This is a genomic window from Arthrobacter sp. 9MFCol3.1 (assembly GCF_000620385.1).
Classification (GTDB): domain Bacteria; phylum Actinomycetota; class Actinomycetes; order Actinomycetales; family Micrococcaceae; genus Arthrobacter.
In genome coordinates this window covers 276,973-291,396 of record NZ_JIBJ01000003.1, presented here as the reverse complement: position 1 = coordinate 291,396, position 14,424 = coordinate 276,973, and the positions used below count along the sequence as shown (strand labels likewise).

The 14,424-nt window shown below is 65.3% G+C and carries 9 protein-coding genes; all 9 read right to left on the bottom strand.

Going from position 1 to position 14,424, the window contains the following annotated elements; all coding sequences use genetic code 11:
* Positions 1-10: 10 nt before the first annotated feature.
* Positions 11-1,507, bottom strand: coding sequence for an MFS transporter (locus C560_RS20945; protein WP_081801579.1), 1,497 nt, complete (start codon positions 1,505-1,507; stop codon positions 11-13).
* Positions 1,508-1,618: 111 nt separating this feature from the next.
* Positions 1,619-3,148, bottom strand: a complete 1,530-nt coding sequence (locus C560_RS20940; protein WP_197026082.1) for an alpha-amylase family glycosyl hydrolase — start codon at positions 3,146-3,148, stop codon at positions 1,619-1,621.
* 45 nt (positions 3,149-3,193) lie between these two features.
* Entirely contained in the window at positions 3,194-5,965 is a 2,772-nt protein-coding gene (locus C560_RS20935; RefSeq protein ID WP_081801578.1) for an MGH1-like glycoside hydrolase domain-containing protein, read from the bottom strand.
* A 1,008-nt stretch (positions 5,966-6,973) separates the two neighbouring features.
* Positions 6,974-7,516, bottom strand: a complete 543-nt coding sequence (locus C560_RS0101350; RefSeq protein ID WP_026536842.1) for a heme-degrading domain-containing protein — start codon at positions 7,514-7,516, stop codon at positions 6,974-6,976.
* A gap of 68 nt (positions 7,517-7,584) precedes the next feature.
* Positions 7,585-8,607 (bottom strand): LacI family DNA-binding transcriptional regulator, encoded by a 1,023-nt coding sequence (locus tag C560_RS0101345; RefSeq protein WP_043422240.1) that lies wholly within the window; start codon positions 8,605-8,607, stop codon positions 7,585-7,587.
* A 140-nt stretch (positions 8,608-8,747) separates the two neighbouring features.
* Positions 8,748-10,376, bottom strand: coding sequence for a GMC oxidoreductase (locus C560_RS20930; RefSeq protein ID WP_051532965.1), 1,629 nt, complete (start codon positions 10,374-10,376; stop codon positions 8,748-8,750).
* Positions 10,377-10,536: 160 nt separating this feature from the next.
* Complete coding sequence (gene aroE, locus C560_RS0101335) at positions 10,537-11,352, bottom strand: shikimate dehydrogenase (RefSeq protein WP_026536840.1); 816 nt, start codon at positions 11,350-11,352, stop codon at positions 10,537-10,539.
* 269 nt (positions 11,353-11,621) lie between these two features.
* Positions 11,622-12,836: a glycoside hydrolase family 88 protein gene (locus C560_RS0101330; RefSeq protein ID WP_026536839.1), complete on the bottom strand. Its 1,215-nt coding sequence runs from the start codon at positions 12,834-12,836 to the stop codon at positions 11,622-11,624.
* Between the two features lie 69 nt (positions 12,837-12,905).
* A complete protein-coding gene (locus C560_RS0101325; protein ID WP_026536838.1) occupies positions 12,906-14,423 on the bottom strand; it encodes an aldehyde dehydrogenase family protein in 1,518 nt (505 codons plus the stop codon).
* Between the last annotated feature and the right edge of the window lies 1 nt (position 14,424).

Here is a 14,424-nt window from a genome sequence, read left to right as displayed (position 1 = left end):
AGCACCGCGCCTAGGCATCATCCCGAACGGCCGCGGGGATGGCAAGGGCCGCCCGCGAGGCGCCGCGGGCTGGAAGCGGTGCTCGATACGTCAGGTGGTGCCGGTCGGGCCAGTCGGGTGGGTGGCCGGGCTTCGCTGGAACCAGGTTGGTTGGGAGCATGAATGCTGCTACGAGTCCGACGAGTCCCAGGCCGGCGAGGGTGATCATCGCGCTGCCGTATGACCAGGTGAGCAGGATTGTTCCGGCGACGGCGGTGCCGAGGGATGAGCCGAGGTTCGATACGCTGCGCGACAGGCCGGAGATCTCGCCCTGGAGCTCATTGGGGAAGCTCGATTGGACCAGGTTGACGGACGGGGTCAGCATCGCACCGACTCCGAGCCCGATTAGCAGGAGCCCGGGGTTGAAAGCCCATGCGCTCGGATTCCCGTAGACCATGGCGACGAGTAAGGCGATACCGCACAGGGTGACGATGAAGCCGACGATGACCAGGGTGCGTTGCGCGTGCCTCTTCGCGAGCCGCTCTGCCGCGATCGACGAGGCCAGGATGCCGGCGGTGGCCGCCGTGAAGATCACCCCGGTCTCGATCGCGTTGTAACCTCGCACGACTTGGAGGTATGCCGACACGACGAATGAGGTCCCCAGCAGGATGAGCCATTGCACGTTCTGCGTGATGAGGCCGAGATTCGATGTTCGATTCCGGAAGAGCGCGGTGGACAGCAGGGGCTCCTCGCCTTTGCGCTCCTTGGCGCGCACGTGGGTGAAGAACCAGAGCAGCAGCAGTGCGCCAGCAGCCATGAAGATCGCCATTAGCAGCAGGTTGTTGTCGGCGAGCATGATGCCGGTGACGAGGACCACCAGCCCCGTGGCAGAGAGTACGGCGCCCATGGAGTCGAACGGCTTGCTTGGATCCGCAGGCACGGGGTCCTGAACTGCGTGGCGGCTGAGGAAGATGATGATCACGATGATCAGTGCCTGGAAGATGAATGCAGCCCGCCAGCTGATCGCGGTAGTGATGAGCCCGCCGATCAGCGGTCCCGCGGCCGCCCCGATTCCGCCCATGCCGCTGATCACTCCGAATGCCCAGGCACGGGAGGTTATGTCCGTGAACAGCAGGGTCGTCAGGATGTAGACGGGTGGGATCAGCAGCGCCGTGCCGACACCTTCCAGGATCGAATTGCCCAGGATCAGCACGAACAGGTTCGGCGCCAGCGCGCTCGTCACTGCCCCGACCCCGTACAGCGAGAGTCCGATGATGAACAGTCTCTTGCGGCCCCAGAGGTCGGTCAGCTTGCCGCACGGAATCATCAGCGCGGCCATGACCAGCAGGAAGATCGTGATGGCCGTCTGGATTCCCTTGACGGTTGTGTTCAGATCCTGGCTCATGTCGTTGATCATCACGTTCATGTTCGAGCCCGCGAAGCTGCAGATGAACTGGGCTAGGGCGAGCGGCACCAGCACTCTGCCCAGTTCCTGTTTCGTCCGGCCTATGACGGCGTTTCCACCCATTCCGAGCTCCTTTCCAGGTGGCGTTGCCCTCCGACGGCGGATCGCTGGAGTGCGAAGATGGCGAGCGTCGCCCGTCCTTCCGGACGACGACGGCGGGCGCTCCGGGGCCGGTCAGTTGTGGTCAGCGCGTTCTGGCGATGGATCGAGGCGGAGAAGATGCCATTGCCATGCGTCGAGTTTGATGAACAATCCGCCGACGAGGTCCTCGCCCGCGCGGTCGAAACTCATCTCCCGGGTCGGGTCGGTCAGCTGCCACAGGTGTCCGCGCAGGTCCGGCCACGGTGCCTTTATGCGGCCTGTTGCGGGCGCGTCGCTCAGGTTTACGACGATCAGCCACCGTGTGGCGCCGTCCCAGCTCCAGGCGACGAGGTTTTCGAAGCTGTTGTCGCCCGGCCATCCCGACCGTTCGCAGGGTTGCCAGTGCCCGTCCCGGAAGGTCGGGTCGGCAACGGCGGCCAGGAGCCGGCGGTAGAAGCCCGCCAGCTGGTCATTGGTCGGCTCGTTGGGGAAACGGCCGAGGAACACCGGGAGGCGTACCCGCCAGCCCAGCAGCTGGCCGTGGTGAATGAGCCGGGCCCCGGTCTGGGTCAGTGCCGCCACGGCCGCCGCCTCTGCGCGGCCGGCTCCGAACGCCGTCGCTGCCCGTGGCTCGTCGTGGTTTTCCACGAACCGGACAAGGGCGTTCTGGTAGGCGGGCTCTGCCTGCAGGTGCAGCCGCACCTCCTCGGCATTGACGCCGAGAAGGCGGTCATACAGACGCTTGTCGTAGCAGTAGTCGAAGCCCTGCTGGAGCAGGGACCATTCAAGATCCCAGTAGGCTTCCGCGAGGAAGACGAAACCGGGGTGGGTTTCGCGGACGGCGTCGATCACGGTTGGCCAGTAGTCCGTGCCCGGTGCCGGACCGACGCGGGCACCCCAGGTGCGGGCGAACACGTCGTTCATCATCAACATCGCCATGTCGCAACGAACTCCATCGCACTGACTGGCGATCGATCTGAGCGTCTCAGCGGCCGCTGTGCGCAGGGCTGGGGCGAAGGCATTGAGCTGAACGACGTCCGGCCAGGCCGGGAAGTAGGGATCCCGCCCGTTGGCGAGCACCCGGCCGCCGACCTCGACGAAGGACGCCGGATCCAGGTCCCGGTCCGTGGCCGTTCCCTGGACGAAGAGGTCGGGTGTTTCCGTGGTCCACGGGTGGTCCGGGGCGACATGGTTGGGCACGAAGTCCAGGATCAAGCGGAGACCCCGCGCCGCCAGTTCCGCCCTCGCGGCGGAAAGCCCTTCCGGGCCACCCAGGCGGTTATCGGCCGCGTAGTCCATGACGCAGTAGGGTGAGCCGACGACGTCGTCGGCGCGCCAATCGGGAAGAGCGGCCTGGAAATCGGAGCGGAGGGCCGGATTTGCCAGTGCGATCGCGATTCCGGCGGGGCTGCGGCGCCAGACCCCCATCAACCAGACCGCATCGAAGCCCAGACCGGCGATGTCGTCCCAGTGCCGTGTCGGAACGGAGCCCAGATCGACGGGTCTGCCTTCTTCCACGCTGATCGATTCAAGCCATGCCCAGGTGTTGATCTCGTAGATAAACGGGTGGGCCACCGGCCGCGGCAGGCCCGGCGGCCGGACCGCCGCTTCCATCTCGTCCATCACAGCTCCTCGCAGGTCATGACTTTGAGGACGCGGGATGCGCCGTCAGTCTCGCTGGACATCGGTTCCCTGTTCCGCCTCCGGCGGTTCTGTCGCGATCTTTGGGGCAGGGTTTTCCGGGAACACCATCCGTTGGCTGTGGCGGGGCGGGTCGAGGAGAAGGTCCGCGACCAGGGCAGTCCACCCGGTCTGGTGCATGGCGCCGAGGCCGGCGCCGTTGTCGCCGTGGAAGTACTCGTAGAACAGCAGGTTGTCCTTCCACGCGGGATCGTTCTGCAGCAGGTCCACGCCACCATAAACGGGTCTGCGTCCGCCCGGGCCGGGGAGCCAGATGCTCACCAGCCGATCGGTGAGGTCACCCGCGATCTCCCGAAGGGTCAGGTGCTGACCGGACCGGGTGGGGTATTCGACGGTGAAGTCGGGACCGACGAACTGGTCGTATTGCAGCAGGGCCCGGATGATGAGGTAGTTGACCGGCAACCACACCGGTCCCCGCCAGTTGGAATTGCCGCCATACATCGCGGTGTGCGATTCGGCCGGTTCGTACTGGATGACCGCGGTAGGCAGCCCCGGGACCGTGTAGGGGGTGGTGTGCCGCTTGGAGATCGACCGGAGGCCATGGGGAGACAGGAATGCCTCCTCGTCGAACAGATTTTCCAGCAGCCGGGCGAGTTTGTCCCTCGGGACCACCGAGAGCAGCGTACGCCGGGAGTCCCCGGTGCCACGGACCTGCCAATCAAGGATTTCGTGCCGGTCGGTCTGTTCCAACCGGCGGGCGAACCGCTTCCGCAGCCTGTGGACCCGGTCCGTGTTCCGGGTGGGGAGCGCGACCGCGGGCAGCGCCGGGATCAGCCCGACGAGCGACTGTACCTTGATCGAGACGCTGTTCCCGTCGGGGTCGGTGAGCCGGTCGTAGAAGAAGCCGTCCTCGGTGTCATAGCAGCCTGAATCCTCGAGCGCGTCCATGATCAGCACGGCCTGTTCCAGGAATTTCACCACCATGTCGTCATAGACGGCGTCGTGTTCGGCGAGTTTGGTGGCCAGGGTGAGCATGGCCACGGAGTAGTACGCCATCCACGCGGTGCCGTCGGCCTGGTCCAGCCTGAAGCCGGGCGGGAGGTGCGAGCGGTCGATCGGGCTGATGTTGTCCAAACCCAAAAAGCCGCCACCGAACAGGTTGTTCCCGTCAGGATCCTGACGGTTGAGCCACCAGGTGAAATTCAGCAGCAGCTTCTGGAACACCCGTTCCAGGAAGTCCAGGTCGGTGCCGCCGTCGATGACGAACACCCGGATGGCCGCCAGCGCGTGGACCGGCGGGTTGACGTCGTCGAAGCTCCACTCGTACGCCGGCAGCGCCCCGTTAGGATGCTGGAACCACTCCCGCAGGAGAACCAGCAGCTGATATTTGGCGAACGCGGGATCCAGGTGCGCCCAGGTGACGGAGTGAAATGCCAGGTCCCAGGCCGCGAACCACGGGTACTCCCAAGGGTCGGGCATGGCCAGCACGTCGAACGAGTCCAGATGCCGCCACCCCGTGTTCCGGCCGTTACGGTGCCCCGCCGGCGGGACCGGTTGGCCGGGGTCGCCATCCAGCCACCGGTTGACCCGATACGGGTACATTTGCTTGCTCCAGACCAGCCCCGCGCAGGCCTGGCGCATGACCTGCATCGGCTCGGCACCGATCTCAGCGGGGGCGATCGCGGCGTAGAACTCGTCCGCCTCCCGCTCCCGGGCTGCCATGACGTCATCGAAATAGGAGTCGAACCAGCCGGCGGGGTGTGTGGTTTGGTCCGCGACCGGCCGGTGCAGCCGCAGCCGCAGCTCGGTCCGCCCGCCGCCCGGCACGGTGAGCTGATACCACCAGGCCGCCTTGGTACCGGTGTGTTGCGGATTCACGGTGTCCGCGCCGGAAACCACGTGGTCGTTTATGCCGTCCTTTGGGTAGGCGGTGACCGGAGCCGCCCCGAACAGCCGGGCGGTATTCGTCTCGTTGTCGCAGAACAATGCCTGCGGCCGGACTCCCTCTCTTGTGGGCTCGGCATCGAGCCGGTAGCCGGACAACCGCGGGTGCTCGACCGCCACCCCGTCGCCGTCGAGGAACAACGACGGCGCCTCCGCGCCCGAGACCCGCCATGAGTTGCGGAACCACAGGGTTGGCAACACCGACAGCACCTGTTCCTCGGACGAATGGTTCTCGATGGTGATCCGGGCAAGTACCTCGGTCGGCGAGGCCTTGGCGTATGCGACATCCACGGACCAGTACCGGCCGCCGTCGAAAACACCGGTATCGAGCAACTCGAACTCGGGTTCGTCCCGGGAACGACGGGCGTTCTCATCGATCAGCTGCTGATAGGGAAACGCTGCCTGCGGGTAGTGGTACCGCCACCGCAGCCATGCGTGGCTGGGCAACGCATCCGGGTACCACCAGTATTCCTTGACGTCCTCCCCGTGATTGCCCTGCGGACCGGTCAGCCCGAACATCCGCTCCTTCAGGATCGGATCGGCCCCGTTCCACAACGCCAGCCCCAAGCAGAGGTCGTGGTGAATATCGGACAGCCCCGCCATGCCGTCCTCGTTCCATCGGAACGCACGGGACCGGGCATGATCATGCGGAAAATACTCCCACGCGTCGCCGTTGTCGCTGTAGTCCTCCCGGACCGTGCCCCAGGCCCGCTCCGACAGGTAAGGGCCCCACTCGTACCAGGGATTCGCCGCGAACAGGTCATCTTCCGCGGCCCCGGTGGCCTGGGCCAGCCGGGCATGCTCAGCGGTGACACCCCGGGGTTCCGCGGGCGGCGTCGTCGTGTTCTCGGACATGGGGTCCTCCCAAGGAAGCGCTGCCGGCTGAACCTCTCAAGACATGCCCGGATGGCGGCCAGCGACCTGGTCCACCGACCCTCTGAGACGTCATGCGCCGCGCCGGGTGTGCCCTCTGGCATGACGATAGCAGGCGGCGCACGGCCCAAGTTGCCCAGGAGCAACAATTCACCTTTCGTTCACGTCAAGTCGGTCGGACAGCGTGAAGGATCGACGCCTGCGGTCCGCGGCCGGCTTCACAGGTTGGGTCGCGTGCCTTTGCTGCTAAGGCAGAAACGATGAGCCGGCCGGAGGCTGCACTTGGTTCGGGGGCGGCGTGACGGCGTGAATGAAACTGCCCTATTCAGCAGCCTGCGACACGGGGAGCGGCGCGTGATTCGGTCATTTCCGGGACGGCTGTAACTACTGGGCTTTCTGTGGCAGAGGGCGGGCAGCGTGTCTGCGCGTCAGTTCAGTGAGCTCGGCCAGTTCGGCCAGCCGATGGGCGCGGGCGGAATCGGCGGGGGTGAACGGTGTCCGGGCCTAGAGAACCTGAGGGGTTCATGCCACGGTGATGGAATCTTCACCAATGTCCCTTCGGAGACCGGGGCGCCGCTTGTGGATCTGGCGCGGTCGCCGGTAATCCCGGGGTTCGCGACTGGGACCGGGGCAAACCGCGAGGTTGGTGACGACCAGATTGTGCAGGCCGGACGGCCGCCAGGGCTTCGTTCGGTCCCGGCCGTTCCTGTTCCTTCCGGTCTCGCCGTGGCCACCATTGATCGGGTCTTTGGGGGCGCCCAGACCCGCAAGCGCCTTGCATGGCGCTGCCCGGTCCCGTTCGTTGGACCACTGATGCCGCCAATGATCTGCGGGCGGGTGTCGCGGTGGGAACCGGCTTTCGGGCGGCAGATTCAGCTGGAGGAGGCAGGCTGGTCAGGGCGGCCGCATCCAACGCACAGGTCTCCTTCTCGGCCCTTATTGACTGACCGAGTAGCTGCTGCCGGCCGTCTCGGTGTCGTGGATCCACCGTTACCTGGAAAGTCCCCGAAAAGTTGTCAGGGCCTCCACGACCAAGTCGTGGTCGGCTTTTTGTGGCAGTCCGGACACGGTCGCTGTGGCGACATGCCCTGTGTCCTTCACATATATCGGGAAGGCTCCGCCGTGGGAGGCGAAGCGTGTCTGGTCGAACCAACCGTTGTCTTCGAGGCGTCCGCCGCCGAGCCGGCCCTTAAGGCCCACGAGGAGGGACGGTTCGGCGTACCGCTCCGTTGTACTGCTCTTTCTCTGGATCCAGATGTCGTTGTCGGGAGTCGCTCCAGGCAGAGAGACGTGAAAGAGGATGTGACTGTTTCGGCGGATGTCGATGGCGACCGGGAGGTTTCTCTGTGTGGCAAGCTCAATGAGCAGGAGACCCAGTGCGAGAGCGTCCGCTTGGCTGAAGCTGTTCAGATGCAGGGCATCGACTTCGTATTCGAGGCGTTGAATGAGGGACTGCAGAGCGGCTACGGGCTGTTCGTCCGGCGAATCCGGGTCAAAGTCAGCCTCGGGGACGCGGATGGTTTCGTGCATCATGAGTCGTAGTTTCCTGTCTGCTGGACCGGCTGTGCGCCGGGCCGCGAGGGGTGCAGGCCTCGACTGAGTCAGGTCCGGGGGCGCCAGGTGGCGGTTGAGGACCGGATTTTCAGCTGGGGCTCGATGAGGGCCAGTTGGTTTTGTATGTCGGCGTTTCCGTCGGCCAGACGGTTCATCAGCAATTCGGTGCCCTTGGCGCCGATCTGCTGAGGGAATCCTGCCACGGACGTGAGCGGGGGGATCTGGCTGGCTGCAATGCGCGTGTCGTCGAAAGAAGCGACGGCGATGTCGCGGCCGGGTTCGAGTCCGCGGCGGCGCAGTTCGTCGTAGATTCCCTGCGCCACGGCGTCGTTGTAGGCGATGAGCGCGTCCGGCAGGCGGCCTTGGTCGAGGAGCCGGCCCACAGCAGCGGTGCCTCCTTCGGGAGTGATGGCGCTTCGGAGCTCGTCCGTGCTCCACACCTCACATCCGTGGGGCTCGAGCGACGTGCGGAGGCCCTCCTCCCGTTCCGTGAGGGAAGATGCGGCGCGGCCACCGATGAATGCCACGCTCTTGCAGCCCAGGGCGGCAAGATGTTTCCCCAACATCGTGGCACCCTTGACGTTTTCACTGCCCACATAGTCGAAACTAGGGAAATGGCGGGCTAGCAAGACTACCGGGACGTTGGCGGCGTTGACCTGTTTGGCGAGCTTTTCCGGATCGGTGTCGGGGGCCGGGAGCAGGAGGAGCCCGTCGACCTGGCGTTCGATCATGGAGGCGATGATCTCGTGCTGTCGCTCGGCATTGTCCCGGCTGTAGCCGATAAAGATGGTGTAGCCGGCGTCGTGGGTGATCTGGTCGACGGCCATGGCCAGCTCGGCGAAGTATGGGTTGATGATCTCGGTGACGATGAGTCCGATCGTCATTGACCGGCTTTGGCGCAGGTTGGCGGCCTGCCGGTTGTAGACGTACCCCAGCGTGTTCATGGCTTCGCGTACCTTGACGGCTGTGGACTCCGGGATGCGGGAGTCGCCGCGAACGACGAGTGAAGCGGTTGAACGTGAGACGCCGGCAGCCTTGCTCACGTCTTCGAGGGTGATGCGCGGGGCCATGCTGGAATCCTGCCGGTGGGTCGATAGGCGAAGAAGCGGCGCTCCCCGCCCCTCGACTTTACCAATCCCCATCCATAAACCCCTGATCATCAGACTCCGATTTCGGGGGCGGCGGAGGTGCACCGTACTGGTCCCGGAGTTCACAGAATTCTGTCCCGGGGCGTGTTCGTCGCAGACTCGCTTGTCCGGCCGGACTCTTGGTTTGCGGCGAGGAGGCTGTCCGCGACGCGGAGGGCGTTGGCCGCGATGGTCAGGGCGGGGTTCAAGGCCGCGGAAGAGGGGAAGAAGGAGCCGTCAACGACCCAGAGGTTGTCCAGGTCGTGGGCGCGGCAGTCCGGGTTAAGGACGCTGGTCTTGGGGTCGTGGCCTGCCACGGCTGTTCCACACTGATGGGAGTTGGTTTCGATGCCCATCCGTTCCCTGAAGATCACGGGGTACCCGGCTCTCCGTACGGCCTTCTTCACCCGGCGGACCAGCTCCTTGTGGGGGTCGAGGTTGTTCGGCTCCCACCACACCTGGATCTTGCCGTTGACGACGCTGATGCCGTTCGTCGTCCGGGGAAGGTCCTCCGTGGTGAGGTAGATGTCGATGCTGCGGTCCGACATCGCTTTGAGGACTGGGGTCGGTGCCCAGCTGCGGGCCATCTTGAGCATGCTGGCCCGCAGTTTCCCGAGCATCTGCAGATTGCCCAGGGGATACCGGTTGGTGGGGCCGGACTCGTACCAGTCGTTTAGGCCCAGGGTTTTCTGCCAGAGGGTCTTGTTGACTTTGACCGGGTTGATGCCGATGAAGAAGGTGCTGTTATGCACCATGTAGTTTCGGCCGACCATACCTGAAGAGTTGGCCAGGCCGCGGGGGTGGTCCTTCGTTGCCGACCGGAGCAGCAGCGCTGCCGAGTTTACTGCGCCGGCGGCGAGGATGAACTTGTCCGCTTCAATCCGGATGATCTGGTCATTGTGTTCTGCCAGGACGGCGACGATGGTGCGTCCGTCCGGTCCCGGGATGAGCCGGATGACTTTGGTGTCCGTCATCAGGGTGGCGTTGCCGCTGTCGAGCGCCGGGTTGATGGCGATCTTTTCGGCGTCGGACTTCAGCCCGGCCTCGTTGGGGGCGCCGTCACTGGTGGCGCAGAGGGCGCGCTTTTCGGGGGTGTCCGCGTCCAATCCGTTGGCCATCCGGAAGGGGTGCAGCCCTTGGCGCCGCAACGAATCCGCTAGAGCCTGGATTGCAGGTTCATGGTCCAGCGCCGGGTGCGGGTAGGCCTCGGAGTGAACCGGCTCTGTCGGGTCCTCGCCGATCTGTCCGCGGACCTGGAAGAGCTGCTCGGCGCGTGTGTAGTACGGTTCGAGGTCGGCGTAGCTGAAGGGCCAGGCCGGGGATGTTCCGTCGTGGTGCTGTGTTTCGTCGAAGTCGCTGGCGCGGAAGCGGGGCAGGCAGGCACCGTAGACCTTGGTGTTTCCTCCCACCCAGTAATACACCCCTGGTTTGAAGGGCGCCCCGGTGCGCCCGTTGTACCAGGTGTCGGCGTTCTTGTAGCGACCTTTGAGGTAGACCTCGTCCAGGTCGGAGTTCTGCGGTTCCGCGGGCAGCCGGTGGCCGCGTTCGATGATGAGGATCTTGGCGCCGGAGTCTTTCAGGGCGTACGCCATGGTGCCGCCGCCCATGCCGGAGCCGATGATGGCGATGTCGGTCCGGATCACCTCGTCCGGGAGCGCTGGTTCTGCCGTCGCTTCCGGAAGGGGTGCCTCGTCGATGGTTTCCCAGGACATGGTGATCACCGTCTCCGCTGTGCTTCGGCGTTTACGGGAACTGAGGAGGTTGTGGTTGTCATAGCTGCTACTTCCTTCAGGGTGAGGGTCCTAGGGGCGGGGTGCGTCGGGGCGTCGACCCAGCGGTTTTCGCGGATGTCGACCTGGAGCTGGATGATCTTCAGTTCGGTGAGAGGGCCTCGACTACGGCGTTCTGCATGACGTCGACTGGTGCGGGCAGGCCGGTGAACTTCTCGAAGGCGAAGGCGCCTTGGAGAACGAGCATGCGGACGCCGTCGATGATGGTCGCGCCGGAACGTGACGCGCGCGCAAGAAAGGGTGAAACGGTAGGCCGTACGACGATGTCCATGACCACCCTCGTGGCGCTGAAGGCCGCAGCCGGCACGGGGACGTCATCGTCGTTGCCATGGCCGAAGGAGGTCGCGTTGATGATCACGTCGCAGGCTGCAGTGCCTGCGTCTTCAAGGGACCCGCCGTATGTGACGCCGAGATCGGCTGAGAGCGCAGTGCCGGTGGCCGAGGATCGGTTGAAGATTGCCACGTTGGCGCCGCTCTTGACCAGACCGTAGGCGATGGCCCTCGCTGCGCCGCCGGCACCGAGTACGCCGACGCGGGCGTCGCGGAGGTCGCCGTGTTCCTGGACGGCGACGACAGCTCCAATCCAGTCGGAGTTGTAGCCCACGAGGCGGCCGTCTTGGTTGTGCACGACGTTGACGGCACCGATCGCCGCTGCCACGGGGTCGATCTCGTCGAGATAGGGGATGACGGTTTGCTTGTATGGCGTCGATACCGTCGCTCCGGCGAAGTCCAGGGAACGAACCGCGTTCATCGCTGCGCCGATTTCGCTGGGTTCGAACGCGAAGTAGCGGAAGTCGACGCCGAGGGCGTTGAACCCCGCGTTGTGCATGACAGGCACCGGCGTGGAGCGATTGGGAGTCGCAAAGCTACCGCATATACGCGTCGAAGCAGTAATCATCATGGTGCTCCTGTCCGGCAGAAAATTCCCTGCCTGCTTGTCGTTGGCTATGGCTGAGCGTCGGGCAACCAGCCCTCGTTGAATAGACGGCTATCGCGTCCGCATCGCCGTCAGGGCTGATGTGGCGGCTATCGGGCGCGCCGGCGCTCGCAGGCCCGCAATTGGCGGAATCGGTGAGGACGCGTGCCTTCTTCCCTGCCTGGCGGCCGCCTTGTCCGGTGAGAGCCTTCACGGACAAGGCGGCCCAGTGGGCGTGCCAGCAGAGGAAATCAGAGCCCTTGCTGTGCCTCGGTGAACTGCTGGATCTGGTCCACGGTGTCCAGGAACCAGTAATCGCCCCACATGACGGATTCATCGACGCCCAGGTCCTTGCCTTCGTGGTAGCTGCCGTGCTTGAGCACGCCTTCCCAGGCTTCGTCCGGGCTGGCGAGGAAGTCCTCGTCGGTGAGGCGGCGGAGGATGTTCACGGCGTAGTCGGCGTAGACCTGGGCCTTGGAGCGGTCCTGGACGAGGCCGGCGAGCTGCCAGAAGCCCCCTGCTGCGGCTGCGGCGGCTGAGGTTTCGTAGGGCCGGACGGGGGCGCGTTCTTCCCAATCGTTGGGGGGAACGAGGCGGCCGCCGGTCTTTTCGATGTAGAAGTCGGCGGCGGCGATGGCGGTTTCGAGGAAGCGGCGGTCGCCGGTGAAGCGGTACACGGTGCCGAAGCCGTAGAGGGCCCAGGCCTGCCCGCGTGCCCAGGATCCGTCGTCGGAGAAGCCCTGCTGGGTGGTCTGCTTGATGAAGGCGCCCGTTTCCAGGTCGAACATGCCTTCGTGGGATGCCGAGCCGTCCCCGCGCATGAGGAACCGGCGGGTGGTGAGGCAGTGGTCCACGGCCTTGCGGGCCATGTCCTGGTCCCCGGTTTGCTGCGCGGCATACAGGGCCATGTGGATGTTCATCATGATGTCGATGAACAGACTGTCGGGCTGGCGGAAGCTGGGCATGTAGCGGCCGGCTGCGCGGTACCGGCTGGCAGTGGTGCGTCCGGCTTCCACGACGACGTCGCGCTTGGCCGTGTCACCGGTAGCTTCGAACCAGCGCCGGTAGGTGGACCAGAAGAGGAAGCCGAGGTCGTGGACGGTGTCATCGCTCTTACGCTCTTCGATGAGCTCGGAGTAGTGTTCGGCCGCTCCGCGGAAGCGGGCCCGGTCGGCCTGATCGGCCCGGCGGGACAGCATCCAGAGCTGTCCGCCGAGGAACCCCTCGCACCAGTTGGTCCATGCTTCACCGTCGACCACCCACCTGCCTTCCTCGGTGTAGAGGGGGAACCGGTCCGGGTGACTGGTGATGAGCCCGCTGAGTTTTGCGGCGGCGGTCTTCCAGGCTTTGGCAGCGGCGTCGGCGAACTCCGCCGGTACTTCGTAGCCTGTCGGGAGCGTGAGCGGCAGCATCGTGGGCAGCACGGCGGAGGCGTGTGCCGGTGCGGTGGTTGCGGTGGCGGTCATGTTCGTTTCCTTTGGATGGTGCGGTGTTTCAGAAGGTAAGGGTTCACAAGGGTGCAATGGTGCAGACGGTCAGCGGCGGGGTGCATCGGGGGCGTCAACCCAGCGGTTTTCGCGGATGCCGACCTGGAGTTGGATGGTCTTGAGTTCGCTGAATTCGTCCAGGGCCTGGCGGCCGAGTTCGCGGCCGATGCCGCTGTGTCCGTAGCCGCCGAACGGCACTTCGGGGTAGCCGTCCATCCAGCGGTTGACCCACACGGTGCCGGCGCGCAGGTCACGGGCTGCGGTGAGGGCTTCGTTGATGTCGTTGCTCCAGATCCCGGCGGAGAGTCCGAAGGAGGTGGAGTTAGCGATTCCGATGGCCTCCTCGAGAGTCTCGTAGGGCAGCACGGACAGGACGGGCCCGAAGATTTCATCGGTGGCGATGGACATCCTTGCTGTGACGTCAGCAAAGACGGTGGGCTGGTAGAAGCGGCCATTGAGGCCGGTTTCGAGCCGGTCTCCGCCGGTGAGCAGGCGGGCGCCGGCGTCGCGGCCCTCGGCGACGTAGCGTTCGACGACGGCGAGCTGGGCGTCGTTGACGAGGGACCCGACGAGCGTGTCGGCCTTCAGCGGATCGCCGACGCGCATGTGCTTGGCGCGTTCGACGACGGCGGCGGCAAATTCATCGGCGATGGAGCGGTGCACGATGAGCCGGCTGCCGGAGTTGCAGCACTGGCCGACGTTGAAGTAGCCGCCGAAGACGCCGGCGTCGACCGCGGCCGTGAAGTCGGCGTTCGCGGTGATGATCTGTGGGTTTTTTCCGCCGAGTTCAAGTTCGACCTTCTTCAGGTCACGGCCCGCGGCGGAGGCGATGCCCTTGCCGACACCGGTGGAACCGGTGAAGCTGATCATGTCGATTCCCGGGTGCTCCGCGATGGCCGCGCCGACAACCCGGTCGCCGGTGACAATGTTGACCACGCCGGCCGGGAAGCCCGCCTCGCGGATGAGTTGTCCCAACATGACCGTGGTCGCGGAGGTGCTTTCGCTGGGTTTGACCACGGCAGTGTTGCCGGCGGCCAGGGCGAAGGGCAGTTTCTGGCTGATGATCAGCAGCGGGAAGTTCCAAGGGGTGATCATGCCGACGACGCCGATGGGTTCGTGGACGACCATGGCGAGGGTGTCGCGTCCGAGGGCGTTGTGGGCGTCTCCCTGGGTGTTGCGGGCGAGGCTCGCCGCGTATTCCCACAACTCGGCGGTGCCGGCGACTTCGCTGCGTGACTGGGTGATGGGTTTGCCGGTTTCGAGGGTTTCGGCCAGTGCCAGTGCTTCGGCGTCGCGGCGGACGAGGTCGGCGACTTTGAGCAGTAGCTTGGACCGCTCGGACCCGGTGGACTGCCGCCAGCCGCGGTCCAGGGCTTGTCGGGCGGCGGTGACGGCGCGGTCGACGTCTTCCTGGGTGCCCTGGGGGTAGGAGCTGACCTCGATTTCGTGGGCGGGGCTCAGCCGGGTGAACGTCTCTCCGCTTCGGGTCTGGGCGTCTTCGCCGTCGATGATCATCGGCCGGTAGGTGGGCTCGACGTCGTCAAGGGTGTAGTTCTTGGTTTCCATC